The organism is Yoonia sediminilitoris (assembly GCF_003058085.1).
GTDB lineage: Bacteria > Pseudomonadota > Alphaproteobacteria > Rhodobacterales > Rhodobacteraceae > Yoonia > Yoonia sediminilitoris.
Map to the genome: position 1 here is coordinate 27,322 of NZ_QBUD01000019.1, position 25,042 is coordinate 52,363.

23 protein-coding genes and 4 pseudogenes are annotated in these 25,042 nt (G+C 56.9%); 19 read left to right on the plus strand and 8 right to left on the minus strand.

Annotated elements, in window-relative coordinates; translation table 11 throughout:
* The first annotated feature begins 9 nt into the window (after positions 1–9).
* From C8N45_RS21130 to C8N45_RS24185, 4 genes are read left to right on the plus strand one after another with little or no spacing between them, the layout of a single operon-like run.
* Complete coding sequence (locus C8N45_RS21130; protein ID WP_108388725.1) at positions 10–1,281, plus strand: flavin-containing monooxygenase; 1,272 nt, start codon at positions 10–12, stop codon at positions 1,279–1,281.
* Positions 1,278–1,514 carry a YjiS-like domain-containing protein gene (locus C8N45_RS24180; RefSeq protein ID WP_108388728.1) on the plus strand — a complete coding sequence of 79 codons (237 nt, stop codon included), beginning with the start codon at positions 1,278–1,280 and terminating at the stop codon, positions 1,512–1,514. The genes C8N45_RS21130 and C8N45_RS24180 overlap by 4 nt, the downstream gene beginning before the upstream one ends.
* A gap of 46 nt (positions 1,515–1,560) precedes the next feature.
* Entirely contained in the window at positions 1,561–2,193 is a 633-nt protein-coding gene (locus C8N45_RS21140; protein WP_108388730.1) for a GNAT family N-acetyltransferase, read from the plus strand.
* A gap of 25 nt (positions 2,194–2,218) precedes the next feature.
* Complete coding sequence (locus C8N45_RS24185) at positions 2,219–2,674, plus strand: SRPBCC family protein (RefSeq protein WP_168769551.1); 456 nt, start codon at positions 2,219–2,221, stop codon at positions 2,672–2,674.
* A gap of 365 nt (positions 2,675–3,039) precedes the next feature.
* Here C8N45_RS24185 and C8N45_RS21150 read toward each other — a convergent pair.
* Together C8N45_RS21150 and C8N45_RS21155 are read right to left on the minus strand one after the other, a co-directional pair.
* Positions 3,040–3,971 (minus strand): annotated as a pseudogene (locus tag C8N45_RS21150) (IS5 family transposase).
* 213 nt (positions 3,972–4,184) lie between these two features.
* The gene (locus C8N45_RS21155) at positions 4,185–4,547 is read right to left on the minus strand and encodes a DoxX family protein (protein WP_108388734.1); all 363 of its coding nucleotides are present in this window, start codon (positions 4,545–4,547) and stop codon (positions 4,185–4,187) included.
* A gap of 111 nt (positions 4,548–4,658) precedes the next feature.
* On the opposite strand from C8N45_RS21155, the gene C8N45_RS21160 reads away from it, so the two are divergent.
* Positions 4,659–5,537 carry a LysR family transcriptional regulator gene (locus C8N45_RS21160; protein WP_108388782.1) on the plus strand — a complete coding sequence of 293 codons (879 nt, stop codon included), beginning with the start codon at positions 4,659–4,661 and terminating at the stop codon, positions 5,535–5,537.
* Between the two features lie 97 nt (positions 5,538–5,634).
* On the opposite strand, the gene C8N45_RS21165 is transcribed toward C8N45_RS21160, so the two are convergent.
* Together C8N45_RS21165 and C8N45_RS21170 are read right to left on the minus strand one after the other, a co-directional pair.
* On the minus strand, positions 5,635–5,901 hold the full coding sequence (locus C8N45_RS21165; protein WP_133176029.1) for a type 2 periplasmic-binding domain-containing protein: 267 nt from the start codon (positions 5,899–5,901) through the stop codon (positions 5,635–5,637).
* A gap of 248 nt (positions 5,902–6,149) precedes the next feature.
* Positions 6,150–7,049, minus strand: coding sequence for a sulfotransferase domain-containing protein (locus C8N45_RS21170; RefSeq protein WP_108388738.1), 900 nt, complete (start codon positions 7,047–7,049; stop codon positions 6,150–6,152).
* Positions 7,050–7,074: 25 nt separating this feature from the next.
* On the opposite strand from C8N45_RS21170, the gene C8N45_RS21175 reads away from it, so the two are divergent.
* Positions 7,075–7,287, plus strand: coding sequence for a hypothetical protein (locus C8N45_RS21175; protein WP_108388740.1), 213 nt, complete (start codon positions 7,075–7,077; stop codon positions 7,285–7,287).
* An 18-nt stretch (positions 7,288–7,305) separates the two neighbouring features.
* Here the strand turns inward: C8N45_RS21175 and C8N45_RS21180 are convergent.
* Positions 7,306–7,638: pseudogene (locus C8N45_RS21180) on the minus strand (transposase); the annotation flags it as partial.
* A gap of 47 nt (positions 7,639–7,685) precedes the next feature.
* Entirely contained in the window at positions 7,686–8,990 is a 1,305-nt protein-coding gene (locus tag C8N45_RS21185; protein WP_245882791.1) for a hydroxymethylglutaryl-CoA reductase, degradative, read from the minus strand.
* Positions 8,991–9,121: 131 nt separating this feature from the next.
* On the opposite strand from C8N45_RS21185, the gene C8N45_RS21190 reads away from it, so the two are divergent.
* The 10 genes from C8N45_RS21190 to C8N45_RS21235 all read left to right on the plus strand — a co-directional run bounded on the left by C8N45_RS21190 (position 9,122) and on the right by C8N45_RS21235 (position 18,660).
* Positions 9,122–9,793: a GntR family transcriptional regulator gene (locus tag C8N45_RS21190; protein ID WP_108388742.1), complete on the plus strand. Its 672-nt coding sequence runs from the start codon at positions 9,122–9,124 to the stop codon at positions 9,791–9,793.
* A gap of 192 nt (positions 9,794–9,985) precedes the next feature.
* Entirely contained in the window at positions 9,986–11,020 is a 1,035-nt protein-coding gene (locus C8N45_RS21195) for a TRAP transporter substrate-binding protein (RefSeq protein WP_108388744.1), read from the plus strand.
* A gap of 4 nt (positions 11,021–11,024) precedes the next feature.
* Positions 11,025–11,630, plus strand: coding sequence for a TRAP transporter small permease subunit (locus C8N45_RS21200; RefSeq protein WP_108388746.1), 606 nt, complete (start codon positions 11,025–11,027; stop codon positions 11,628–11,630).
* Positions 11,623–12,966, plus strand: a complete 1,344-nt coding sequence (locus C8N45_RS21205) for a TRAP transporter large permease (protein ID WP_108388748.1) — start codon at positions 11,623–11,625, stop codon at positions 12,964–12,966. The genes C8N45_RS21200 and C8N45_RS21205 overlap by 8 nt, the downstream gene beginning before the upstream one ends.
* Positions 12,967–12,977: 11 nt before the next feature.
* Complete coding sequence (locus tag C8N45_RS21210) at positions 12,978–13,796, plus strand: SDR family oxidoreductase (protein ID WP_245882792.1); 819 nt, start codon at positions 12,978–12,980, stop codon at positions 13,794–13,796.
* A gap of 21 nt (positions 13,797–13,817) precedes the next feature.
* The gene (gene kce, locus C8N45_RS21215) at positions 13,818–14,762 is read left to right on the plus strand and encodes a 3,5-dioxohexanoate:acetyl-CoA acetone transferase (RefSeq protein WP_108388750.1); all 945 of its coding nucleotides are present in this window, start codon (positions 13,818–13,820) and stop codon (positions 14,760–14,762) included.
* 63 nt (positions 14,763–14,825) lie between these two features.
* Complete coding sequence (locus C8N45_RS21220; RefSeq protein WP_108388789.1) at positions 14,826–15,479, plus strand: CoA transferase subunit A; 654 nt, start codon at positions 14,826–14,828, stop codon at positions 15,477–15,479.
* Positions 15,480–16,127, plus strand: coding sequence for a 3-oxoacid CoA-transferase subunit B (locus tag C8N45_RS21225; RefSeq protein ID WP_108388752.1), 648 nt, complete (start codon positions 15,480–15,482; stop codon positions 16,125–16,127).
* 31 nt (positions 16,128–16,158) lie between these two features.
* Positions 16,159–17,100, plus strand: a complete 942-nt coding sequence (locus C8N45_RS21230; protein WP_108388754.1) for a 3-hydroxyacyl-CoA dehydrogenase — start codon at positions 16,159–16,161, stop codon at positions 17,098–17,100.
* 33 nt (positions 17,101–17,133) lie between these two features.
* Positions 17,134–18,660, plus strand: coding sequence for a D-arabinonate dehydratase (locus C8N45_RS21235; protein WP_108388756.1), 1,527 nt, complete (start codon positions 17,134–17,136; stop codon positions 18,658–18,660).
* A gap of 514 nt (positions 18,661–19,174) precedes the next feature.
* Here the strand turns inward: C8N45_RS21235 and C8N45_RS21245 are convergent.
* Both C8N45_RS21245 and C8N45_RS21250 read right to left on the minus strand, forming a co-directional pair.
* Positions 19,175–19,372, minus strand: a pseudogene (locus C8N45_RS21245) (integrase core domain-containing protein); the annotation flags it as partial.
* Between the two features lie 133 nt (positions 19,373–19,505).
* Positions 19,506–21,194, minus strand: a complete 1,689-nt coding sequence (locus C8N45_RS21250) for a recombinase family protein (protein WP_108388760.1) — start codon at positions 21,192–21,194, stop codon at positions 19,506–19,508.
* Positions 21,195–21,834: 640 nt separating this feature from the next.
* Between C8N45_RS21250 and C8N45_RS21260 the strand changes: the two genes are divergently transcribed.
* From C8N45_RS21260 to C8N45_RS21270, 3 genes and pseudogenes are all read left to right on the plus strand, one after another.
* Entirely contained in the window at positions 21,835–23,031 is a 1,197-nt protein-coding gene (locus tag C8N45_RS21260; protein ID WP_108388764.1) for a DUF932 domain-containing protein, read from the plus strand.
* Positions 23,032–23,248: 217 nt separating this feature from the next.
* Positions 23,249–24,262, plus strand: a complete 1,014-nt coding sequence (locus C8N45_RS21265; RefSeq protein ID WP_108388766.1) for a hypothetical protein — start codon at positions 23,249–23,251, stop codon at positions 24,260–24,262.
* Between the two features lie 219 nt (positions 24,263–24,481).
* A pseudogene (locus C8N45_RS21270) lies at positions 24,482–24,778 on the plus strand (ParB/Srx family N-terminal domain-containing protein); the annotation flags it as partial.
* Positions 24,779–25,042 lie beyond the last annotated feature (264 nt).

The window sequence follows — 25,042 nt, forward strand, 5'->3', positions numbered from 1 at the left end:
ACCTAACCCATGGAATACCCGAATATGAACGATACAATTGTGATCGGGGCCGGTCTTTCTGGTCTCGCGGCAGCACGGGCACTGCGTGACAGGAACATCCCCGTCACCATTCTGGAAGCCTCCGACAGGGTCGCAGATCCTTGGCGCAAGAGACATCCGCAATTGCGGCTGAACATCCATCGGCATTTCGCACAACTTCCCGGAGCGCCGATGACCCGCAATGATGGGACCTATGTGCGCCGCGACACCGTCGTGGGATACCTGGAAGACTACGCAAAGGCGCTGGACGCTGAAATCAGGTTCGGCACTCGGGTTTTGAGTGTTGAACGCCATGGTGATGGCTGGCATGTTCAAACCAATAAGGGCGAACTGAGCTGTGCGCATCTTGTCGTTGCGACGGGACGCGAGAGCATACCGACGATTCCGATTTGGCCTGGCATGGAGCGCTATGGTCGTCCGGTCATCCATACTGCCGATTTTGGCGATGTGACCCAATATGAAGGTCGCAAAGTCCTTGTTGTTGGTGCAGGAAACTCTGGAACAGACGTACTGAGCCATCTGGCGCGCATCAACCCGGCCAAGGTCTGGGTGTCTGTCAGGCACGGCCCCTCAATTTTGCCCAAGCTAATCTTAGGCTTTCCACTGCACCGCCTCGCCAAACTGTTCACGTATCTGCCAAAGTGGTCTTTGGACCCGTCTTTTGTTGCATTGCAATGGTTGTCATTCGGAAATCTCAGGCGCTTTGGTCTGCGTCGTCACCGCACGGGTGGCGCAACGCGAATGCGGCAAGAGGGCGTAACATTCGCCTTGGATGATGGCTTTGTCGCGGCCTTGAAAACCGGGCGGTTCGAGGCTGTTCCCGAAACAGTCGGCTTTGATGACACACGCGTAGAGCTGGCCAACGGAAGGCGTATCGATCCAGACGTTGTGATCTGCGCGACTGGTTACGAAACCGGACTGAAACCGCTGTTCAGGGATCTCGGTGCGCTGGATCACAATGGGCGTCCCCTCCATCCGATGGGCCAACCTGACCCTGACAATCCGGGACTTTGGTTCACTGGATTTACGCCCGGTCTCGCCGGTTTCTTTCATGCGGCGGGCGAGACAGCAGACAAAATCGCGAAAGCGATCACCAATGACCGGCAACCGGCCGAATCTGCGCATAGCGCCATGCCCCAAAACCTGGCTGGGACGCGCAACTCTCTCGGAGCCCGGTTGATTAATTCCACAAGATTAACCGCTACCGCTCGCCGGACTGCAACAAAAGGAGCATCTCAATGACAACTTCCGTTTTCTCTTTCAGTTTCTCCAGACAGTGGACGCTCCGGCGGTTGTTAGCGAATTGGTCGTCTTGGCGGGCGCGTGCCCGGCAGCTGCGTCGCCTTGATGAGTTGCCGGAGTATCTCTTGCGCGACGTGGGCCTTGACCATCTGACACGAGAAGAACGAAGCCATCTAGGCAAACATCGTTTTCTTCGAAACGCGATTTCCAGAGCCGACACAAAAAAGATCTGATGTCGGCTGCGGTTCCCCCCTGAAGTAATCCAAGGATAGCAAAAAGATGCATATTCATAACGAAAACAATCCGAAAGCGGTTCAAATCAGGCATGCAGTGCGTGATGACGCAGAGGCCATAGCCAGGTTATTCCTGATCTCGTCAGACGGGCTTGCCGCATACGTCTGGTCGCGCGACAAACCGTCTGGAACCGACTTGCTTGAACACGGCGCAAATCGATACGCACGGTCAGGCACAGCCTTTTCATATGAGAATTGTTGGGTGGCCAAGGTGTCGGGCAATGTCGTTGGCATGATACACGCGTTTCCAATGCCAATCGGGGATCGCGCTGTTGAGGATGACCCGATCCTGAAACCCTACGCAGATCTTGAGGTGCCCGGTTCAGTGTATGTTTCTGGTATCGCCGTCCAGGAAGAATATCGTGGTCGGGGGATCGGAACCTTACTGTTGGACCAAGTCGAAGACGCGGCAGCGACCAACGACCATATCTCTCTTATCTGTTTTGAGCAAAATGACAGGGCGATGACGCTTTATCGCAGGCGTTCCTTTGTTGAAGTCAAACGGCGGCCCCTCGTGCCACATCCGACGTTGAAATACACTCAGGGTGATGCTGTGTTGCTTGCCAAACAGCTGCAACAAACGCCCGCGGTCACGCGTTTTCAGGCTGAGCCAGTTTGATGCACATTCGAAGGGACCGTTTACAATGCTGATCGAAGATAGAATACACATCTCTTGTCCGGCAGATCTAGTCTGGGCAATCACCATAGATATCAACGGCTGGCCGAACTGGGTGCCAACCATTCGGCACGCACAAGTGGTGAGTGAGGGTCCGTTCGGTGTCGGAAGTAAAGCCGTTATTAAGCAGCCAGCGCAACCAAAAACGCTTTGGCGAGTCGTGGAATTCTCACCAAAAGTCAGCTTTGTGTGGGAGACATCGGGACGTCTATTGCGGATGCGCGCAAAGCACCATCTATCTCCCGTGAAAGACGTTACAGAGTGCTACACGAGCATCCAAATTGAAGGTCCACTCAGTCCATTATTGGGTCCGATCTTGAGGTACCCAATCAAACAGGCCCTGCGTCAAGAAAACAAGGCGCTAAAAATCGAGTGTGAAGGCTCTGACAGGGCTCTGTCACTTGGGAAATACGCAAGTGGGTGAAACGAGCTATGGTGATTGGCCATCGAATTGCCCTCAGGCATTTTGGATCTGTTGAGCCGTGTCAACTGGCTGCAACTCCTGCAGATAGGTTTCGTCTTAACACCGAGCCTCAAAGCGCATCGTGGTTTGAGGTCTTGTGCCAGCCCGTTCAATCCTTGGAATGCTCGGTCATCGTGAACCACTCAAGCTTACCTGAAACCCAAGCATCAATCCGATCTCGACTAGCTGTTTATTGCCGGGGTCATCCTAGATACACTGGAGGCGGCGGGTGCCAACCACGATCTGGTGTTTGTCGATCTTGAGGGTGTTGCAGGCTTTGTTGCACAAATGGGCTGAGGACGAGCTTCCCCTTACCCCGGACGGATTTAGCCTAGGGCCACGGTACGAGGTATGCCAAGAGCTGTGAAGCCGTTTAGGATGGCTGCGCGGATTTGGAGTTCCGCAACCTGCCGATCGAAGTCGCGCGCCAAGAGGCGCTGACCTAGTAGCTTCACACAATGCATCTTCGTTTCGACACGGCTGCGGCGGTGATATCCGCTCCACCGCCGCCACAGGGCGCGACCCAGGTACTTTGAGGAGCGAACCGCTTCATTTCGCGCCCTGGCTCCAGGTGTATCCGGCTTCCACATTTTGGCGTTCTTGCGAGGTGGTATGACAGCATGTGCATCACGCGCCGCAATCGCATCATGGCATTTGCGCGTATCGTAAGCACCGTCGGCAGTCACGCTGCCAAGCTCCTGGTCTGGTGGGATTTGGTTGAGTAGGTCGGGAAGCATAGGAGCATCTCCAATGCTGCTGCTGGTGACTTCGACGCCCGTATCTCCAGCGTTTCCTCATCTATACCAATATGAATCTTGCGCCACAGGCGGCGCCTGGAGCCGCCATGCTTGCGCGCGTTCCACTCCCCTTCACCCTCAGCTTTGATGCCAGTGCTATCCATCAGAAGGTGCAACGGCCCTGCTGAGCCCTTATAGGGGATTGCAACGGACAGCGTTCGTTGTCGCCGGCACAAGGTGCTGTAGTCCGGAACAGACCAGTCCAACCCGACAAGCTTGAGCAAACTGGCCACAAAACCTGCCGTCTGCCTCAACGGCAAGCCGAACAACACTTTGAGCGTCAGGCAGGCCTGTATCGCTGCGTTGCTATAGGCTTGTTGACGGCCTCTTCGCCCAGATGGCGCAGCTTCCCACACCATCTCTGGATCAAACCAGATCGCGAGCGATCCCCGTTGCTTCAGTGAAAGGTTATACTCTGCCCAGTTCCGGGTCTTGTACTTCGTAGGTGTCCAGCTGCTCATGGCCGCCAGCTATCACGCTGGATTCATGAGGTGAATCCTTGGTGGAGCCGATTTGTGCAACAAAGCCTGAGCGGCCCCTAAACCCGTCCGGTCCTGCATTTCGGGCAAGAAAGCTGCAAAGCTGTCGATACCGATTTCCATGTCTGGTCCAAGTGTTCGGAATAGGAATTGGGCCGCGCGCAATGTTTGCACGCGGCCCTTGCGAAAAGCAGATCAGGCGGTAGCACGGCCCAAGGGATCAGCGATCTGGTCACGGTGCAGGTAGATCACGGCGGTACAGATGAGGCCAAGGATCACCGCAGGAACAGCCGACGGCCCGAGGATGAACAGATGGGCCAAAACCGCACCGACCATCGTTGCGCCAAGAAGCGCTGCGGCCAGTACCTGTCTGCCGGGCAACCACAGAAGGATTGCGGCGCCAAATTCCAGCGCGCCGGTCAGATAGCGAAACCACTGGCCCACGCCGATTGCATCAAAGGTACCAACCATCATTTCAACGCCAACTAGTTTTGCACCACCTGCGGCTACAAACGCGAGCGTCAGAAGGCCGCGAAGGCCGAGCGAGACATATTTCATTGAAGACTCCTAGAATGTCATTTTGCTTGATATCCGATCTAAAGCGCCGCAAATTCGCAATCAATGCGCGATTTCAGTCATTATATGCGCGAAGATTGTACAGGTGGTGATTTGGATAAATGGACGGAATTGCGCACGGCTTATCACGTGGCACGCCTTGGAACTGTGAGCGCGGCCGCCGAGGCGCTGCAGCTACACCGCGCAACCGTAAACCGCCATATTGATGCGCTGGAAGCGGCGATCGGTACCAAGATCTTTCTGCGCCACGCACGGGGCTATACGTTGACCGAGGCTGGCGAAGAAGTGCTTCGGGTCGCCCAGAAGGCCGATGAAATGATCGAAGATCTGGCAGGCCGCGTCAAAGGCGGCAGCGGCCAGATAGACGGTGAAATCAAACTCACGCTTCTTGCGCCTTTTGCGGGATTTCTAATGGAGGCAATCCAGAAATTTCGTATCGAAAATCCGCAATGCGCTGTCCGGATCGATGTGACCGAGGATTTGGCCCGCCTCGAATATGGAGAGGCCCATATCGCCCTTCGGGCAGGCAACAAACCGGATCATCCCGACTACGTGGTCACACATTTTGGCGAGATCACGTTCAACCTCTATGCCCACGACAGCTATCTGACGCGGTACGGGCCAGCCGGAATCCATAATAGCTTTGAAGGCCACGCGTTCGTCTTGCCTGATTTCCCACTGGAGCGTCTTCCATTTGGCGCGTGGATTCAGGACAACGTCAATCCAAGAGCGGTCGCCCTGTCGTCCCGCGATGTCGGGGTTATCGAAAGGGCTGTCTATTCAGGCATTGGCTTGGGTTTTCTCAGCGACGCAGAAGCCCAGAAGCGTGATAACCTGCGCGTGATCTTGCCGGCCACTGCGGATTGGACCGTTACGGGGTGGCTGATCACCCACGTTGACCTGCATCGCACGGAAAAGGTGCAGGCGATGCTGTCATGTATCAAGCACTTCAAATCCAAACAGGATCGGTGAACAAGCCCAAACGAAGTGTCTTTCCAGAACTGCCACAGGTCTATCATAAAGCGCCAAGCCAGTGCCTCATCGACGTCTACATGCCGGATTTGCTGTTTCAATCGTTGGAACCAGACCCGTGCATCAGGGTAGCCATAAGAAAACTGCCGGCGGGCCCTAGTGCCTTGCCTTTGCGTTTGGCTACAACGGTCTTGAAGCGGGGCATGGTATTGGAGGAGTCCCATTGCGCGGGCCGGAGTTCAACGAGGTCACCGCGAGAAAGATTGGCTTCTACCATGGGGCGGGGCATGGACCCCCAGCTGATACCGCTCTTGACCAGATCATAGCGCAGACGCATATCGCTGATCCTCCAGCGAGAACTCATAGAACAGCGCCGCCTGTGCTTCCTGTTTCAGTCCCATCATCGCAAAATCCCCCAATCCCTAAAGGAATTGAATCAGCGAATGCGACGCCGATCAAGGAAGAGTTTTTCAACAGAATTCGCCCTTTGTGACGTTGTCAGCTTCGGGCCGTCCTAGTCGGTCGGAATGGTCTGAGACAATAAGGATACGCTGCATTGCGGAAGGCAGCTCCGAGCCCGAAGCCGTCATGAGAGGCACATAGTCCGATGCCTTACCGCATTTCGCCGGTGGCGACCCAATGTGCGCAGTCCTCGCCCAATTCGGCGAGAGCTCTTGCCTCGTACTTCGCGATGTCCTGAGCAGTCAGGATGTCGCGCCAGCGACCATTGGTACCCTTGTTGATGAAGTCGCTACCGCCGCGCTTCAAAGGAAGATCCGGGAACATTGTTTCTGCGTGCTTCTTCATGTGGTCGAAACTCACATGCTCGAGCACCTTGCCCAACAGATCTGCGTCGAGTTCGATATCCAGGAAATCTGCCAGACGCCTCACTTGTCCTGGAAGATCGTCTTTCAGATTCTGATAATGCAACAGGTACACGTTCGGAAGGTCACGCACGTCCCACCAGCCGCGCGTCACATCGAAGAATTCTGCACCCATGAAGGCGCTCGTCTCCACCCAGTCGTGGAAATTTGCCCGAAGGTCGTCTGTGGGACGTTCGAGCGGCAGGCCCGCGGCATTCGGGCTGCTGTTGAGCATGTCGTAGAAGCCATCCACGGAATTGAAGAGATGATTGTGAGTACTGCAGGCAACGTCTCGTCCGTCGCGCGACACGTGGATGTATTTGGCCGTCGGTGAAATCCCCATCGCGTCAAGCGGCAGGTGAGATTTAAGAATGCGACGATGCTTCTGCGCCGCAATCGCCTCCAGACGACCTTCCTGACCGAAACCGCAGTCGATCCAGCGGCAGATGTTGTTCACGCGCGGTGCTTCGGGGGCGCCGTGGAGGAGTTGCACCAGAATGGCCTGAGTCCATGTTGTACCACTCTTGCCATAGGTATTTACGACGACGTCGCCATCGCGAAATTCAAACCCATTCCACTGCGTTGAATCAAGTAACGGTGAGACCAGTTCGCGGGTCTTGCCCAGCAGATCGAAGGTCACTTCGGTCATTGCGAATTCCTTTCTGGGAATAGCATTGGAAATTGATGTTGTCCGCCAAGCCTGCGGTGCGAAAAGACATCTGTCCAGCAACTTCCCAAAGTCCACGCCCGCCAAGGAGCAACGCGTTCCTTACGGCAGCTTCGTCCCAATAGTAGACCTCTATGCAGACCGCAGCGAACGGCTGCTATCCGCCGATTCTGTTGAAAAACAACGTGTTGCTGGCGCAGAAAATGCGTCTCAAAACTGAGGGCGAGTGCCTTTCTTATCAGGCTTTGCGCGTTTGCTGCGGTGCAGGAAAGATCTTTGCCAATTTGCGGAGGTTTTGGGCAGTGGCTGCAAGTAGGAATTCATCATTTGCACCGCAAGGACCGCGTAATCGGAGCCGTCCCAAGCCGAGGATGCGTTTGAGGTGCGCGAAGAGCATCTCGACCTTCTTTCTGAGCCGCATTGAGATGGCGTATTGTTTGGTCTTAGCGATATCTCGGGCGACTTGGCGGGCGTCTTCATGTTCTTCGCGGGGGATCTTGCGTGCATCAGCATTGGGGCAGCACTTCATTTTTGACGGACAGGCTTGGCAGGTATGTTTCAGGGCCTGAAAGGTCGGGTTTTTTGTGGCGTTCCGGACGTGCTGAAGGCAAAAGAAAGTCACGATGGTTTCAACCTCTCGATCAATGTTTTCGCTTTGGTGACACTGACGTCGCCGTCGGCTGCAAGAGCGTTTGCTACGCGGTCGATATCAGTGCCTGTGATCCCGGCAGTAATTGCGATGTTTCGGGCGTGCAATTTCATGTGCCCCTGCTGAATGCCTTCGGTGGCAAGAGCCCTTAGTGCGGCCATGTTCTGTGCCAATCCGACGGCGGCCACGACTTCGGCAAGCTCCTTCGCGGTGGAAACCGCCAACAGGTCAAGCGCCGCGCGGGCCGCCGGGTGTGTACGCGTCGCACCGCCAACGATACCAAGCGCCATCGGCATTTCCAGCGTCCCGGCAAGCGCCCCATCATTTGCGATTTCCCACGTCGTGAGCGATGTGTAGCGCCCGGAGCGGGCCGCAAACGCGTGGGCACCGGCCTCGATGGCACGCCAATCGTTGCCAGTGGCCAACACAACGGGGTCGATTCCGTTCATGATCCCCTTGTTGTGGGTCGCGGCGCGGTACGGGTCGACAAGCGCGAGGGCGCAGGCCTCGACGATGCCCTGCGCCACGTCAGCTCCCTTTAGAGAATCGGTTGTCAGAGCGTCAGTTGGCACCCGCACGCTGGCCCTCACAAGGCGTCGATCGGCAAGGTTGGACAGGATACGCAGGCGCACGGTTCCGCCTGTGATCTCTTCGACAAAAGGCGCAAGCGCCTCGGCCATGGTGTTGACCGTGTTTGCCCCCATTGCGTCACGCACATCCACCAAAAGGTGCAGGACCACCATCGCTCCGATGGGGGTTTCTGGGAACACATGCACCTCGATATCCCGGCATCCGCCGCCAAGATCGACAAGAACAGCGTCCTTTGCATTCGCCTTGTCCAGAATTTTGTCACGTTCGGCCATCAGACTTTCCTGTGCAGCGTGAGGATCGCGGACTCCGAGAATCTGAATTTGCGCCCGCATGATCGGTTCGCTCGAAGTGGCGTTGAAGCCACCGCCAGCGCGGGCGATCCGGGCCATGTAGGATGCTGCCGCAACAACAGAGGGTTCCTCCACCGCCATTGGCACGAGGTAGTCGCGCCCGTTGACCGTGAAATTGGTTGCAACGCCCAAGGGCAATTCGAACGTACCGATCACGTTTTCGATCATCCCGTTCGCAATATCGAGCCCGAGAACGGTTTGTCCCGACAAGGCAATGGCAGAAAATGCTTCAATCCCTGCCGCGTGCGTTACGGCTTCTAATCGCGCATCGGGTTCGAGTGTGCGAAAGTCTTTGATCCTTGACGAGATTCTTCTGTCTGATTTCCTGTTCACTATACGTTCCTTTTGGATGTTGCGGATAAGTGTAAAGCGGACGATCTGAGGTGTATCAGGCACGCAAAGAGCACCCGGTGCGGCAAACGCACTCTGGATTTCTGTCCTGATTTAATGCAAAGACGCGTATCATGTTCGAGAACCAACAGCCGATCCAAAAAGACAAATTGCACGATCAGGTCTACGACCGTCTGTGTACGCTTTTGCGTGAAGGAGAGTTTACGCCTGGGCAAGCTGTGCCGGTTTCGAAGGTTGCCAAGGCCTTTGGCGTCAGCGCAATGCCGGTTCGCGAAGCATTGACCCGGCTTATGGCAATTGGCGTTCTGTCTAATGTGTCGGGCAGGTCCGTGGGCGTACCGGTGCTTGGCTACGATGAGTTGACCGATCTGCGCAACGTCCGCACTGAGATCGAATCTCTTGCCATCAGGTGGGCGGTCAAGAACCGGGACAAGGCCTTTCTGACCGAGCTTGACGCCTTGCTTGAGCGTCTCGAGAAAACAGAACAATCGGGCGAAGTCGCCGCGTACGTCAAGACCAACTACGAATTCCACTTTCGGCTCTACCAACAATCTCGGTCTCCGACCTTGACCGAGGTGATAGATACACTCTGGCTTCGCGTCAGTCCGCATCTGTACCAACTGGAGAAAGAGGATCAATATAAGATTTCCAACATCCACCACCGCAAGATCGTCCAGAGCATCCACCAAGGCGATGCCGATGCGGCATCCGAAGCATTGATCGCAGATCTTTCTGATGCCTATGAGGTGCTCGTCCGGGTGCTTTTCCAGACCGAATCAGCCTGAAACACCAACAGACCTGTAGCTGCTGTTCCACTCTTGCACTTTCTCCCTCTCAACGTTCTCGTAAAGCACCAGAATATTTCTCATTTTCTAGTAATTGATTTTTGATCAATAATCAATTATCAGATTTCCATTGCTGCTCGTGATCTGCAACCGGTTGGTGCGTTCACAGGTCAGCCCAACTGGGAGGAAAAAATGAAAAACTCGACACTCACTGCGGCTTTCGTCGCTGGTTCCATGGCTTTTGGCGCAACGGCGCAAGCTGACATCCTTGATGTTCACATGAACATCCCCAAGGACCTGACATTCCTGGCTGACAGCGCGAAGTTGATGGATGAAACCCTCAGAAATATGAGCGGTGGAGATTCAGGCTTCCAGCTTTATGGTGCTGGAGAACTGGTCCCGGCAGGGGAGATCCTTGAAAACGTCAGCTCGGGTGCCATTCCGGCCGGGTGGAGCTTCCTAGGTCAGTGGGGCGGACAGGTTCCTGTTGCCCAAATCGGCGCGACACCCTTTGGTGCGGGCCCCGAAGCTCTGGCAGCCTGGTTGCATGTGGGCGGGGGCCTGGAGATCGTGCAGCGCGGCTTTGACCCGCTCAACATCAAGATCATGGCCTGCCATGTCACCAACCCCGAGCCCGGCGGCTGGTTCAACAAGGAAATCAACTCGGTTGAGGACTTCAATGGGTTGAAGATGCGGATGAGTGGCGTCGGCGCACGCGTGTTGAACGAGTTTGGTGCCTCGGCCCAGTATCTGCCCGCAGGAGAGATTTATCTGGCATTGGAACGTGGCCGGATCGACGCCACGGAGTTTTCGCTTCCGATCATCGACAAGGATCTGGGGTTTAACCAGATCGCGAAATACTACTACTATCCGGGCTGGCATCAGCCGGGCAGTGCCGACATCCTGATGATCAACATGGATGTCTGGAACGGCATGAGCGAAACAGAACAGGCCATGTATGAAGCGGCCTGCCAGGTCAGCCTGCAATGGACCCTGGCCTATGCGCCATCCGCCCAGATCCCGCAGATCGAGGAATTTGAGGCCGGTGGTACCATCGTCAAAACCTTCCCCGACGAGGTTCTGGCCGAACTGCGTGTCGTGACTGAGCGCGTCCTGAATGCCGAGGCCGAGAAAGACCCACTCTATGGTGAAGCCTACCGCTCGATGAAGGACTTCGTGGCGTCTTCGGGCCGCTGGACCGCACTTCAGACCCTGCCAGCTGAGTAAGGCCATGGCTCAGGATTTGGAGTCACGTCCTGGTGATCCTGATCTTGGCGTCGGCCCGGTCCATATGGTTCTGAACGGAATCTTATGGATCGGCCGGGCTGCGGCTTGGATCCTCGTTCCAATCCTCGTGCTCGTTTTGATCAGTGTTGTGCTGTCCATGGCCAAGGTCGGAACGATCTTTAGTTGGGACAGCGATGTCTTCCTGTTTGGCTCAAAGCTTACACTGTCGAGCATCGGAGATCTTCTGTGGCACTTGTTCGGGATCATGCTGATGCTGACCATGGCGGGGGCAATTATCACCGACTCGCATGTACGGGTGGATTTTCTTAGGCAGCACATGAGCGCGCGGAATAAGGCCATCGTGGATGTGATCGGGCATCTGTTTCTGCTCATTCCACTTTGCGCGATCGTGGCCTATCACGGCTATGATTTTACCGTCCGCTCTTTCCACATGGACGAGGGATCGAACTATGACGGGATGTACGACCGCTTTTTCATAAAGGCGTTCATCCCCATTGGCTTCGGTCTCATGCTGCTTGCCGGGATCAACCTGACCATACGCGACCTGCGCGCACTTTTCACCAAACAATCCGGGAAAGCCGATGATTGAATATATCGTTCCCCTGTCGATGGTTCTGTGTCTGCTCATTGGCATTTTCAGCGGCTACCCGGTGGCCTTTGTCCTAGGCGGTATTGGCATCTTGTTTGCCTTCATCGGCGGGCTGCCGTTTGCCTTCCTGAAGATTGGCGTGTCGCGCATCTTCGCGGGCGTCATCGAGAACTGGCTTTTGCTGGCGGTGCCGCTCTTTGTTTTCATGGGGGCGATGCTTGATAAGTCTGGGCTGGCTCAGAACCTGCTCTATTCGCTGGAACGGGCGCTTGGAAGTAAGCGCGGAGGGCTGGCGATTTCCGTCGCAATTCTTGGTATCATCATGGCCGCAAGCACAGGCATTGTCGGAGCGTCGGTTGTCATGCTCAGCACATTGGCCCTGCCGATTATGCTGCGGGAAAAATACAAGCCTGAACTGGCCGTTGGTGTAATCGCCGCGTCTGGTACGCTTGGTATTCTGATCCCTCCGTCGATCATGCTGGTTCTGGTGGGCGACATTCTGCAGATTTCTGTGGGCGAACTCTTTCTCGGTGCCATTATTCCCGGCTTATTGCTCGGTGGGCTTTATATCGGATACATCGTCTTTATTGCGCTGACCAAGCCAACCTATGCACCCGTCTCTACCTCCGTACGGGCCGAGGGATCGCTGGCCTTGGCCTTGCTAAGAGATTTGTTTGCGCCTCTGGCACTGATCCTGACGGTGCTTGGGTCCATTGCTACGGGTATGGCGACGCCAACCGAAGCGGCCGGCCTTGGGGCAATCTGCGCAATGATCTTGGCCGCCATCAATCGCAAGCTGACGATGCCAACCCTGTCTAGTTGTGTCCGTGAGACTGGAAATACCTCCGCCATGATCCTCGGAGTGCTGGTGGGTGCCACAATCTTTAGCATGGTATTCAAGGGCCTGAAGGGCGACAAGATGATCGAGAACGGAATCCTGTTCTTTGATCTAGGTGCTTATGGCACGCTGGGCATCCTGTTGCTGGTGATCTTTGTAATGGGGTTTTTCCTAGAGTGGGTTGAAATCAGCTTTATCGTGCTGCCACTCTTTGCGCCAATCGTTGCTGGGTTGGATTTCGGTCTGGGTATCTCACAGGAGCAACAGCTTTTGTGGTTCGCCATGTTGGTGGCCGTCAACTTGCAAACCAGTTTCCTGACACCGCCCTTCGGGTATTCGCTGTTCTACATTAAAGGCGTGGCCCCACCCGAGATTACCATTCGTACAATCTACCGAGGCATCGTGCCGTTCGTCGTGTTGCAGCTTTTCGGCCTCGCGCTGCTGATCATCTGGCCTAGCATTGTACTTTGGGCACCCGACGCCGTGTTCGGCAATTGAAGGAGACTGACATGAACGACCATCAGATCGAGGCGAAAAAAGCCATGACAGACATGCGCCTGCCGGGGCTGAAGGGCAAAAAAGTTGTGGTCACGGCAGGCGCAGGTGGCATCGGCTTTGCCATTGCCCGCCAGCTCTATTTCCAGGGCGCGCAGCTTGCGATCTGTGATGTTGATGCGGCTGCGCTGGAGCAAGCCAGCAACGCGCTTGGGGGCTGCATAGCGGAGCAAGCGGATGTCTCGGACGAGGCTGCGGTCGAGGCTTTCTTTGATAAGGTCAAATCGGGACTTGGCGGATTGGATGCGCTGGTAAACAATGCAGGCATCGCAGGTCCGACCGGCAATATCGAAGACCTGTCACCGGACGAGTGGCGGCGCTGCATTGATATCTGCCTGACGGGGCAATTCCTGTGCGCACGGCAAGCGATCCCGATGATCAAAGCCGCTGGTGGCGGCGCTCTGGTCAACATGGGTTCGGCCGCGTCCAAGCACGGATACGCCTATCGCACGCCTTATTCCGCCGCAAAGTTTGGCGTGATCGGTCTGACCCAAAGCCTTGCAAAGGAGCTTGGCCCCGACAATATCCGCGTGAACGCCGTCCTTCCCGGCATCGTAGAGGGTCCGCGCATGGACGGTGTTATCCGCGCCCGCGCCGAGGCAACGGGTGTCAGCTTTGATGCGATGCGCGAGGAGTATCTCAAGAATATATCGCTGCGTCGCATGGTGTCGCCGGACGATGTCGCCACGACAGTGGCAATGCTGATTTCCGATCTCGGCAACAATCTCTCAGGGCAATCCCTTGCCGTCGACGGAAACGTCGAAACTCTGTGATTCAAAGAAGAAAGTTCGACCATGAGCACGAAGAACACACACGCGGGCAAAGTCATCATTACCTGTGCGGTCACGGGGGCCATCCATACGCCGTCGATGTCGCCGCATTTGCCGGTCACCCCTGAGGAGATTGTCGCAGAGTCGCTGGCCGCAGCCGAGGCCGGGGCCTCCATTCTCCATCTGCATGCGCGCAACCCCGAAGACGGGCGGCCCGATCAGAGCCCTGAGGGGTTTGCAGCCTTCCTGCCCCGGATCAAGCAAAGCACCAACGCGGTGCTCAACATCACCACCGGCGGCAGTCCTTACATGAGCGTCGCTGAGCGCGCCGCACCAGCCGCGACGTACCAGCCCGAGTTGGCCTCGTTGAACATGGGCTCGATGAATTTTGGACTATATCCGATGCTGAAGCGGTTTAAGGAATTCAAGTACGACTGGGAACGCGAGCACCTCGAAGGCTCGAAGGATCTGGTGTTCCGCAACTCGTTCAAGGACATCGAATACGTGCTTGAGACCTGCTACGGTAACGGTACCCGGTTCGAATTCGAATGCTATGACACCTCGCATGTCTACAACCTAGCGCATTTTGCTGATCGCGGCCTGGTCAAGGCACCTTTCTTCGTCCAATCGGTCTTTGGCCTGCTGGGCGGGATTGGCGGCCATCCCGAGGACGTCATGCACATGAAACGCACCGCCGACCGGTTGTTCGGCGCTGACTACCGCTGGTCGGTGCTAGGTGCAGGTGCCAACCAGTTCCGCATCGCCACGCAGGCCGCCGCCCTGGGCGGGAATGTGCGCGTCGGGCTCGAGGACAGTCTTTGGGCGGGCCGCGGAGAGCTTGCCACCTCCAACGCCGTGCAGGTCCGCAAGGTGCGCACGATCCTTGAAGGCCTGGGCCTACAGATCGCAACACCGGATGAAGCCCGTGAAATCCTCGACCTCAAAGGGGGTGATCAAGTTGCGTTTTGAGCCGCGCCCGATCCTAGTTGATGCCCGCGGGCTCTTGCGCGCAGGACGCTGGGGCGCAATATGATGAAAAAAGTCCTGTCGCCGGGCGCTGCCGCAGACCTTGTCCCGGATGAGGCAAGGATCATGATCGGCGGTTTCATGGGCGTGGGGACGCCACGGCGAATTATCGACGCTTTGGTGGCCTCCGGCAGACGTGGCCTGACTCTGATCGCCAACGACACCGCCATGCCGGGGCGCGGGATTGGCAAGCTGATTTCAGCCAAAGCGGTCCGCCGCCTGATCGTTTCGCATATCGGGTTGAACCCGGAAACGCAAAAACAGATGAACGACGGCACCCTAGAGGTCGAGCTGGTGCCGCAGGGGACCCTCGTCGAATGCATCCGCGCGGGTGGCATGGGGCTTGGCGCAGTCGTGACACCGACGGGGCTGGGCACCGGGTTAGAAGACGGCAAACGCCTTCTCGAAATCGATGGCCAGATGTTCCTTCTGGAAATGCCCATTCGCGCCGAGTTTGCATTCATTGCCGCGCGCCAGTCTGACTACCTCGGTAATCTTGACTACTCCCTGACCGCCCAGAATTTCAACCCGATCATGGCGATGGCGGCCGATACCGTGATCGCGGAGCCTGAACATATTGTTCCGGTTGGCGTCATCCCCCCGGACTCGGTGCGCACTCCCGCTGTGCTCGTCGATCACCTGATCGAAAGGCCGGTCTAGATGACGCCCAAGGAACGTATCGCCCGCCGTGTCGCGCAGGAAATCGTGCCGGGAACGCTGGTCAATCTCGGAATCGGTCTGCCGAGCCTCGTGGCCAGTTTTGTGCCCTCAGAGGCCGGCGTGTTTTTTCAGTCCGAAAACGGTGTCATCGGCCTTGGCGCACGGCCGCCCGAAGGGATGGAAGATCCGGACCTGACGGATGCGGGCGGCGGTTTCGTGACCGCTGTTCCGGGCGCCGCGGCCATCGACAGCGCGATGAGTTTTGGCCTGATCCGCGGCGGTCATATTGACGTGACGGTGCTGGGTGGCTTGCAAGTGGATGAGACCGGTCATCTGGCCAACTGGATGATCCCTGGAAAGATGGTGCCGGGCATGGGCGGCGCAATGGACCTTGCGACCGGAGCGCGTCGTGTGATTGTCGCGATGCAGCACGTTGCAAAGGATGTCAGCAAGGTCGTCAGAAGATGCGACCTGCCACTGACATCGAGCAGGCCCATCGACCTGCTGGTCACGGATATGGGCGTGTTTGAGGTGCGCGAATCCCGTCTGACCCTGACGGAAATCGCGCCAGGCCTGACGCTGGAGAAGGTGGCGAACGCAACAGAGGCGCGTTTTGAGACGGCGGACAACCTCGGAATAATGGCGTAGCCACAAACTGGCCGCTTCAAGGAGAGTAAACATGACCAAGATAGCCACCATCGGATGCGGTTTGATCGGGCAGGGCTGGGCAACTGTCTTTGCCAAAGCGGGATTCGATGTCGCGATGTACGACCCCGCGCCGGCGGCGGCTGAGCACGCCCTTGCCGCAATGACGCAAAGGGTAGCGGATCTGGTTGCCTTCGACCTCATCGCATCCTCTGACGCCCCCGCTATCTTGAACCGCCTCACGGTCGCGACAAGTCTCGAAGAGGCCTTGCAAGACGTCGTCTATGTTCAGGAAAGCGGACCTGAGCGCGTCGAGGTAAAACGCGAGATCACCGAAAGACTGGACACGCTTGCCGCCCCTGACGTGCCCATCGGCAGCTCGACCTCCGGTATCTCGGCCTCGCGCTATTGCGAGGATATCACCGGACGGCACCGCTGCCTTGTCGTGCACCCGATCAATCCACCGCATCTCATCCCGGCGGTCGAGATCGTGCCGACCCAATGGACCGATCCCAGAATCGTGTCCATAACGACAGAGCTCATGCGGGCCTGCGGGCGCGAAACCATCGTTCTGACCAAGGAAATCGATGGTTTTGTGGTCAACCGTCTTCAGGGTGCGCTGTTGGAAGAGGCATTCAAGCTGGTCGGCAGCGGCATCGTATCGGCCTCAGATCTCGACAAGGCCATTTGTGACGGGCTCGGTTTGCGCTGGTCCTTCATGGGGCCGATGCAGACGATCCACCTCAATGCGCCAGAAGGGGTCGAACAATACGTCGAACGTTATGGCGCAATGTATCGCGGCTTTGGTCTTGGTCCCTACGATGACGTCGACTGGAAAGAGATCGTCGACTCCGGCCTGAAGGCTCAGTTGGAAACCCTGATCCCCGTCGCAGACATTCCCACAAAGCAAGCGGAACGTGACCGAAAGCTGATGGCCCTGCTGCGCCACAAGGCGCGAGAGCAGACCGACCATTGATCCGCTCCCAACACACCTCAGGAGTAACTGAACATGTCCAGCCAACAAATCCTTAAGCTTCACGAGAGCGACAATATCACAGTGGCCCTGCGCCAGATCGAGTCCGGGACTGCGTTGGCATCCACCGGCCTCAATGCGCTCGACAAGATCCCGTCAGGGCACAAGGTGGCCATGGAATCCATTGCCGCTGGCCAACAAATCACCAAATACGGTCAGATCATCGGGGTCGCCACGCAGGACATTCCCGCAGGCTCCCACGTGCATGTGCACAACGTCGCGATGGCCAGCTTCGAGCGCAGCGAGACCTTCGGCTCCAAGGCCCGCGACACGCACATCCTGCCTGTTGCGGACCGTGCGACCTTTGAAGGCTATCGCCGTACCAGGGGCGCCGTGGGCACACGGAATTATGTAGGCATCGTCACATCGGTGAACTGCTCGGCCTCTGCTGCCAAGCTGCTGACAAAGGAAGCTGAACGCTCCGGTCTGCTGGACGCCTATCCTGGCGTCGATGGTATTGTGCCCATCGTGCATGGCGCTGGCTGCTGTATCGGAACCGATGACGACGCCTTTCGCAAACTTCAACGGGCGATCTGGGGCTATGCCACGCATCCGAATTTCGCATCGGTCCTGATGTTGGGTCTGGGGTGCGAGGCCAACCAAATCCCCTTGATGCTCGAAGCCTATGGACGACCCGAAGACGACAGCTTTCAGTATTACACGCTGCAAAGCGCAGGCGGCACGCGCAAGTCCATTGAAAAGGGCCTGGTGTGGCTTGAAACCGCCTTGCAGAAAGCGGCCCTTGCGCAGCGCGAACCGATCGATGCCTCTCATCTGAGTCTGGCGCTGCAATGCGGTGGCTCTGATGGCTATTCCGGGATCACGGCGAATCCGGCACTTGGCCATGCCGTTGATCTTCTTGTCAGGAACGGCGGCACCGCGGCCTTGGCGGAAACGCCCGAAATCTACGGAGCCGAGAACCTGTTGACGGATCGCGCCGCAAGCCCCGAGGTCGGCCGGAAACTGGTCGATCTTCTGGAATGGTGGGAAGACTACGCTGCCAAGCACGGTTCCGAAATGAACAACAATCCGACCCCGGGTAACAAGATGGGCGGTCTGACCACCATTCTTGAAAAATCGCTTGGCGCGGTCGCGAAGGCCGGAAGCACCAACCTGACCGGCGTTTACGAATATGGCGAGAGGATCACGGCCAAGGGGCTCGTCTTCGTGGACAGCCCCGGATACGATCCGGTTTCGCTGACCGGAGAGGTCGCGTCGGGCTGCAACATGATCTGTTTCACCACGGGCCGCGGATCGTGCTACGGAAACAAACCCGTTCCGTCGATCAAGATCGCCTCGAACAGCACCATGTATCATCACATGGTGGACGATATGGACATCAATTGCGGTACCATTGCCGAGGGTTCGGAAACCGTTGCCGAAGCGAGAGATAGGATCTTTCGCTCCATTCTCGAAACGGCCTCGGGCAAACCAACGAAGTCTGAAGAACTCGACATCGGCGATGCGGAATTCGCGCCATGGCAAACCTATGCTCAGATGTAGGCGCGGCTGTCGAAGCCACCTACACACTCCGGAGAAGGCTTGAAATCCTTGTGCCGCCCGAACTGAATCGGAAGAGTCCCGCTCTGATCGACGGTATATGAGGCTTCGCAAAAGTTATCCTTTGGACATTGCCGACGAAATTGATGCGGGACAGGACACGATTAGCATGGATCAAGCCCTGAAACCTGACGAGATGATACTTGCGCCAATGCCGTGTGAGGATCGCCATAAACGATGGCTCCTCGTGCAGACCATCGCGCCAACCGATGACCCCAGCGACAATGATTGGCGGCTTCAGGCACTGGTCATGGCGAAAGCTCCAGTCAGGTCAACAACGGCAGATTAGACCATCCCGCGATCACACCGCATACACACTTGCGTCAGCCTCCCTCACCGAAAACTGCTCTATGATTGCGCAGAGTCTATCCCATAGCGTTTTGGTGTCCTTCGTCATGTAAAATGGAACATCAGAGCGGCTTGAGCATTGTAGGCTCTGGCACGTTTGTGTGATTGATTATGCGGCTTGTTTTTGATGTTGCAAGCGCCGGTGTTGGGTTAACTGTTTCTTGATCTTCTTCCTTTCCCTGAGAATGGCTTTGTCGCGGCCGAAGTAGACGTCGGCGGGTGTGACGTTGTTCAGGCTCTCGTGGTAACGCTGGTTGTTGTAATACTCGACGAAGGCCCCGATTTGGCGTTCGAGATCACCGGGTATGGAACAGGTTTTCTATGCTGAATGACGGGGCACTTAGGTTGAGCCAACAGACTGCTCGAACGTGCAGTGCAATGTCTTATGTCAGGGCTCTTTTTGGCACTTCTTGTTCGGGAATACCTCTCCATCCCCTTTTTCATAGGAGTTGCTCGGTCTTCCCTTTGCCACGCCGAAAGTGCGCGTAGGTTCGGTCAAGGTCAATGCGCCCTCCCGCAACCAACGATCCTTGCGATAGCAAGTTGTCTAGCGCCTCGGCCTCCGAAAGGAAGTCGGGGTTTTTCTTTCCTGCGGCAAAGCGCAGGATTGCGCCCAGATCGCCGCGCAGGATGATCGCCAATTCCTCGTTGTCAGGCATGAGCGTTACTTGCTCGATCAACGACCGCAGCACATCGACCGCTGGTCCGCGGTCCTCCTCGCGCTGCAGGTTCTCGCAGAGCTTGCCGACCCGCTCCTGATAGACATGCGCCATGTTTGGATGCAGCAGGGGCGGCGGTTCATCGGCATTCGCCAGCAACTCAGCCAGTTCGGCTTTGCGTGCTTCCAGCTTTTCGGCTTTGTCCTTCAGCTTGAGCGGCGGGTAGCCCTGAAAAATGGCCTCGACCATCTTGTCCAACTCACGATCAACCCGTTCAAACTCTCGCTGCCATCCTACCAGATCCGCGCCACGCTCGATCCGAAGGCGGTTCACCTCGCGCGTGAACTCGGAACATAACTCTTTGAAGAGCTCCGGCTCCATCAAGTGTTTGCGGAGGCCGTTCAGTATCGAAGCTTCCAAAGCATCGCGGCGGATATTCATCCGATTGCTGCATGTCCCTTTGTTCCGGGCCGTCGAACAACCCAGCAGGTCTTTTGAGATCAGGGAATAGCCACCGCCACAGCATCCGCATTTGATGAGGCCCCCCAACAGGTGCTTGGGCCGCCTGCGATCATTCATTGGATTGCCGCTGTCCCCGGTTGTATCGAACGCCAGGCTGGCTTGTCGCGCCTTGACGTCATCCCATATCGACTGATCGACAATCCGCAGGCCAGGCACTTCGTGCACAACCCATTCGCTTTCCGGGTTCGGGCGAGACACTCGCCTGCCGGTGTCAGGATCCTTCATGTAGCGCAGCCGGTTCCAGACCAGCCGCCCGATGTAGAGTTCGTTGTTGAGAATACCTGTGCCGCGCTTGGGGTTGCCGTGGATCGTCGAAGGCCCCCATTCCTTGCCCTGCGGGCCTGCAATGCCTTCCTCGTTCAAGGTCATTGCAATGGTGCGCGACGATTGCCCAGCAAGGTAGTCGCGAAAGATCCGCCGCACGACAGCCGCTTCGATCGGATTGATCTCGCGTTCCCCTCGGTCATCCGGGTCCGCGGTCCGAACCACGTCATAGCCAAAGCAGAGACCGCCGCCGGACCTCCCCATTTCCACCCGACCGCGCAGGCCGCGCCGGGTCTTGTCCGCGAGGTCCTTCAGAAAGAGCGCGCCCATCGTCCCTTTCAGGCCGATATGCAGTTCGCTGACCTCGCCTTCAGACAGTGTCACGATGCTCACATCCGCAAAACGCATCCGTTTGTAGAGCCCGGCGATATCTTCTTGGTCACGCGAAAGCCGATCTAGCGATTCCGTGAGGATTACGTCGAAACGTCGCTTGAGTCCGTCGGCGATCAGTTCCTGAACGCCTGGACGGAGGAGCGAGGCACCGGAGATCGCGCGATCCGTATAGCTGTCGATAATCGTCCAGCCTTCGCGTTCCGCACGCGCACGACAGATGCGCAGTTGATCCTCAATGGACGCATCGCGTTGATTGTCCGATGAATACCGTGCGTAAAGTGCTGCTTTCATATGCTCACCTCCCTAATCGCGGGGGCGAGTCTGTCCATGACGCGCGGTTTCCGCTTCGACAAAATCTCTTGCAGCTTGCCGTGCCAGCAGGCGAACCAAGTTGACCAGACGCGGGTCATCGCTTGCACGTCCCACGCGCCCGACATCACGATCTGCATTTTCGGCCCTAATTGAGCAACGCCCCGTCGAGGTATCGCGTGCCGTCTGGCCGCCGTGCTTTCTTTGATCGGTGGGTTCCATAGGGCCAAGCATGACAGACGGTCGCTGACCTTCAAGAAAAAACCATGTGGGAAAACAGCGAGTTGCCGCATGCGCTGGCGTGCTTTGGCGTAGGCTGTCGCAGTATGGGAAAGCTTGGCGTCGCACATATAGGCACCGTAAAGGCCGTAGTTCGAATGCGTGTCAGTCCGAATTCTGTCCATGGCGAGGTCCTCGGCGGACGAATTGCCAGCGCAATCGCCCCGTTCTTAAGGAATGCCACAACCCGCCCGAATCGCAAAACGGCATTGAATTGGGGTTGCGAGATTTCGCCGTTTGCACGCGCGGCTACTCCGGCGGGAGAGTGAGAGATGGGTTTGGGGAGCCGTGACGGGCTAGGGCTGGAGGAGTGGCCTCCGGCGCCTGTCGTGGAGGTTTTCCCATGATTCAGGAACAGAATTTCAATGCGCGCCCCGATGCGAGCGGCGGCTACAAGGTGGATGTGTCACGCGGCTCGAACGTGGACCGCGTGTCGTCCGAATGGTTTTCGCGGCCCGACGATGAGCGCTACCTGTCACTCGACGACCTTTTCGCCTCAGTCAAAGGTCGCGCAGAGCGCAGTCGGACGCGCACGGTGGAGAGCGCTGCGATCCGGGTCGAGGCGCATCGCGACAATCCTGAGAAGTTGGGGCTGGTCTTGCCCGGAGCAGATGAGCCGATTGCGCCAACGCATTGGAGCTTTGGTCAACTGTCCAGCCTCGTCGGCGCGCCTGCCGCCTATTTGCGCCAGTTGCCCGCACCACTCGCAGGCATCAACTTACAATACGGCCTGACCAACCACCGCGCCGAACAAATCAAGACGCTGGAAACCGGCGACGGGCGCACCGAACTGCGTGCCGTGACCGGGCCCGGCTATGGCCGCATCTACGATCACGAGCTGGTCTCTGCCGTCCAGTGCATTGCGGGCAATGGCACGGGTGACACGCGCTGGAAGGTGCCGGGTGTGCTCGACTGGTCGACCGGCATCTACAATCCCCGGGTCGATATCACCAAAGACACCACCACACTTTATGCTTCAGACCGCGACGTCTTCCTCTTTCTGGTCGATGATCTGAACCCCATTGAGGCGGGGCTGCTGCCTGACGGCTCGCCAGACCTCTATTTCCGAGGGTTCTACTGCTGGAATTCGGAGGTCGGAGCCAAGACGCTGGGCATCGCCAGCTTCTACCTGCGCGCGGTATGCCAGAACCGAAACCTCTGGGGCGTCGAGGATTTCCAGGAGATCAAGATCCGCCACTCCAAGTATGCCGCGTCCCGCTTTGCTCACGAGGCGGCCCCGGCACTTACGCGCTTTGCGGAGTCCTCGCCCGCGCCCTTCATCAACGGCATCCGCGCGGCGCGCGAGAAGATCGTCGCGCGATCGGACGAGGACCGTCAGGATTTCCTGCGCAAGCGCGGATTCTCGAAGGCGGAGACGGGGCGGATCGTCGAGACGGTGCTGGCCGAAGAAGGCCGCTCGCCCGAGAGCGTCTTCGACTTCGTGCAGGGGATCACCGCCATGGCCCGGTCGAAGCCCCAGCAGGATGCGCGGCTGGTGATGGAGGGGAAGGCGAAGGTGTTGCTAGAGAAAGTGGCGTAGGCAGCGAGGTTCTATAGGGGCAGTATACTGGGCCGCATTCCCAAGGCCACCAGGCCGATGGCCCTCTCGACCTATAGCGGCGGATGCTGCGGTGTGCATGCATGTCGGCTCCTAGTGTCTTGGCGTGCAGTGCGAGCTTGGCAATGAATTGTTGCCAAGCCGCATCTCAGACGGCAACCTTGCGAGCAAAGGCAATAACTTAAGGAGCACAAATTTGATGGAAAAGATTCCTGAGACTATCTGGCCGCTGCTCAATCACCCATTAATATTGGTTGGCTTTATTATTTTTCTTGCGTTCTCAACTTACCGCGCTCTCTTAGCAGCAGGAGTGATCCCGCCAATTTCACAACGCGCAGGTGGAGCCGTTGTTCAATCACTTCTCAGGTACGTATTCTATATTGCAATTATTGGAATGATTTTGGGCTTTGGAATTCGATACTACGAACTTTATTTAGATAACGGTGCAGGAGAGGAGCAGGAGAGTTTGAGTTTTTCTGAGGTTCAAGTCTCCCTGCGCGGTGAAAGTGGTACAAGTCGAGCCTTTTTACAATCTACGTTAGGAACACCTGAACACTCCGATCCAGACGCTACTGGCTTTGATCTGTTTGGTGCAGGTGAAACGCTTTTGTTGGTGGATTATTTTAACGAAGCAATTGTCGGAAAGGCCATTTTGGGAGATTTGTCCGAGGCTCAAATTTCGCACCCTTTCGGGCTCTACCATTACCCGAAGATCTCCAGTCTCGCCGATCTTATCGATGACAATACTTCATGCGAACTAAGCCTGCGTATTCCCAACTGGTTTACTGGCGGAACTGCTGGGAAAGAGCTGGAATTTTTGGCTGTCGGCTGTGGTAGCGATATAAATTCTCAAGGTTTCCGCGACTGGGGGATCTACACGGATGTCTATTCTTTTAGGGAGGCACTCGATTCCCCAAACGGTACATGGGGTGAACTATTGGAATCGGCGCGTTGTCAATCGGTAAACTGGTCGGATCCCGACTATACCCACTGCGACAATGAAAACAAAACCTATAGCGTGGGCGTTTCTATTGACAGTGCGGAGCTGGCCCAGCTAACGAAGGTAGCGAAAAATATTCCCGTCTGGGGATTCTTTGATTGCAGTTTCCAGTGGTTTGGCCCGGCTTTCGAGTCTCCAACAGGCTGCTATGAGTTGGATGCGTTAGTGCTGAATCAATATTCTTACATCGCCACACGCTTGAATCTTTGGTGAGAGCCGACGCGCTTAACAGATTTAAACCAGATTCAAGATCAGCTGCAAAAAGTATTGCTTCTGGCCAGCTGTTCCCGAGAGATCACATCGCCGAAACGTCATGCCACACAGATACTCCTCGCCAATCGCCCCCTAGAGTGAGAGGGGTGCCGGGTTTTCCGTGACGGGTTTGGAGGTCGGGAGAGAGGCTCCCGGCCGGCCCGTCGCGGAGATATCCCGATGACCAAGCAACAGAAAATCACCCTCAGCGCCTCGTGCGACATTCCTTTCAACAAGCTGATGCTCAGCCAGTCGAACGTGCGCCACGTCAAGGCGGGCGTGTCGATCGAGGAGCCGGCCGAGGACATCGCGCGGCGGACGCTGCTCAGTTCCATCACCGTGCGGCCCGTGCTGGACGACAACGGTGCCGAGACCGGCATGTTTTCGATCCCGGCCGGTGGGCGGCGATTCCGGGCGCTGGAATTGCTCGTGAAGCAAAAGCGGATGAACAAGACCGCGCTGGTGCCCTGCATCGTGCGCATGGATGCCGAAGTGACCCCTCGTGCGACCGCGAGAGTTCGAAGGCTTCGACATCCGCCTGACGATAGCGCACGAGCCGCCCGATTTTCACATAGGTCAGTGCGTAGCGTTTCGTGCAGCGCCACGTTGCAAGCGTAGCGATTGAGACGCCAAGCCGGTTTGCCACTGTCTGACGTCAGCGCCTATGGGTCCAAATAGCTGTATTTGCTAAGGGAGGGTTTGTTGCTCATCGTAGCCACTGAGGAGTGGACGATGAGAAAG

Bases quoted from the DNA above. Each gene is read 5' to 3' on its own strand.
- C8N45_RS21210 (WP_245882792.1), top strand. From the start codon at position 12,978: ATGAACGACCATCAGATCGAGGCGAAAAAAGCCATGACAGACATGCGC.
- C8N45_RS21265 (WP_108388766.1), top strand. From the start codon at position 23,249: ATGGAAAAGATTCCTGAGACTATCTGGCCGCTGCTCAATCACCCATTA.
- C8N45_RS24185 (WP_168769551.1), top strand. From the start codon at position 2,219: ATGCTGATCGAAGATAGAATACACATCTCTTGTCCGGCAGATCTAGTC.
- C8N45_RS21190 (WP_108388742.1), top strand. From the start codon at position 9,122: ATGTTCGAGAACCAACAGCCGATCCAAAAAGACAAATTGCACGATCAG.
- C8N45_RS21140 (WP_108388730.1), top strand. From the start codon at position 1,561: ATGCATATTCATAACGAAAACAATCCGAAAGCGGTTCAAATCAGGCAT.
- C8N45_RS21225 (WP_108388752.1), top strand. From the start codon at position 15,480: ATGACGCCCAAGGAACGTATCGCCCGCCGTGTCGCGCAGGAAATCGTG.
- C8N45_RS24180 (WP_108388728.1), top strand. From the start codon at position 1,278: ATGACAACTTCCGTTTTCTCTTTCAGTTTCTCCAGACAGTGGACGCTC.
- C8N45_RS21235 (WP_108388756.1), top strand. From the start codon at position 17,134: ATGTCCAGCCAACAAATCCTTAAGCTTCACGAGAGCGACAATATCACA.
- C8N45_RS21195 (WP_108388744.1), top strand. From the start codon at position 9,986: ATGAAAAACTCGACACTCACTGCGGCTTTCGTCGCTGGTTCCATGGCT.
- C8N45_RS21250 (WP_108388760.1), bottom strand. From the start codon at position 21,194: ATGAAAGCAGCACTTTACGCACGGTATTCATCGGACAATCAACGCGAT.
- C8N45_RS21200 (WP_108388746.1), top strand. From the start codon at position 11,025: ATGGCTCAGGATTTGGAGTCACGTCCTGGTGATCCTGATCTTGGCGTC.
- C8N45_RS21170 (WP_108388738.1), bottom strand. From the start codon at position 7,049: ATGACCGAAGTGACCTTCGATCTGCTGGGCAAGACCCGCGAACTGGTC.
- C8N45_RS21130 (WP_108388725.1), top strand. From the start codon at position 10: ATGGAATACCCGAATATGAACGATACAATTGTGATCGGGGCCGGTCTT.
- C8N45_RS21205 (WP_108388748.1), top strand. From the start codon at position 11,623: ATGATTGAATATATCGTTCCCCTGTCGATGGTTCTGTGTCTGCTCATT.
- kce (WP_108388750.1), top strand. From the start codon at position 13,818: ATGAGCACGAAGAACACACACGCGGGCAAAGTCATCATTACCTGTGCG.
- C8N45_RS21220 (WP_108388789.1), top strand. From the start codon at position 14,826: ATGAAAAAAGTCCTGTCGCCGGGCGCTGCCGCAGACCTTGTCCCGGAT.
- C8N45_RS21165 (WP_133176029.1), bottom strand. From the start codon at position 5,901: ATGAGTTCTCGCTGGAGGATCAGCGATATGCGTCTGCGCTATGATCTG.
- C8N45_RS21155 (WP_108388734.1), bottom strand. From the start codon at position 4,547: ATGAAATATGTCTCGCTCGGCCTTCGCGGCCTTCTGACGCTCGCGTTT.
- C8N45_RS21260 (WP_108388764.1), top strand. From the start codon at position 21,835: ATGATTCAGGAACAGAATTTCAATGCGCGCCCCGATGCGAGCGGCGGC.
- C8N45_RS21230 (WP_108388754.1), top strand. From the start codon at position 16,159: ATGACCAAGATAGCCACCATCGGATGCGGTTTGATCGGGCAGGGCTGG.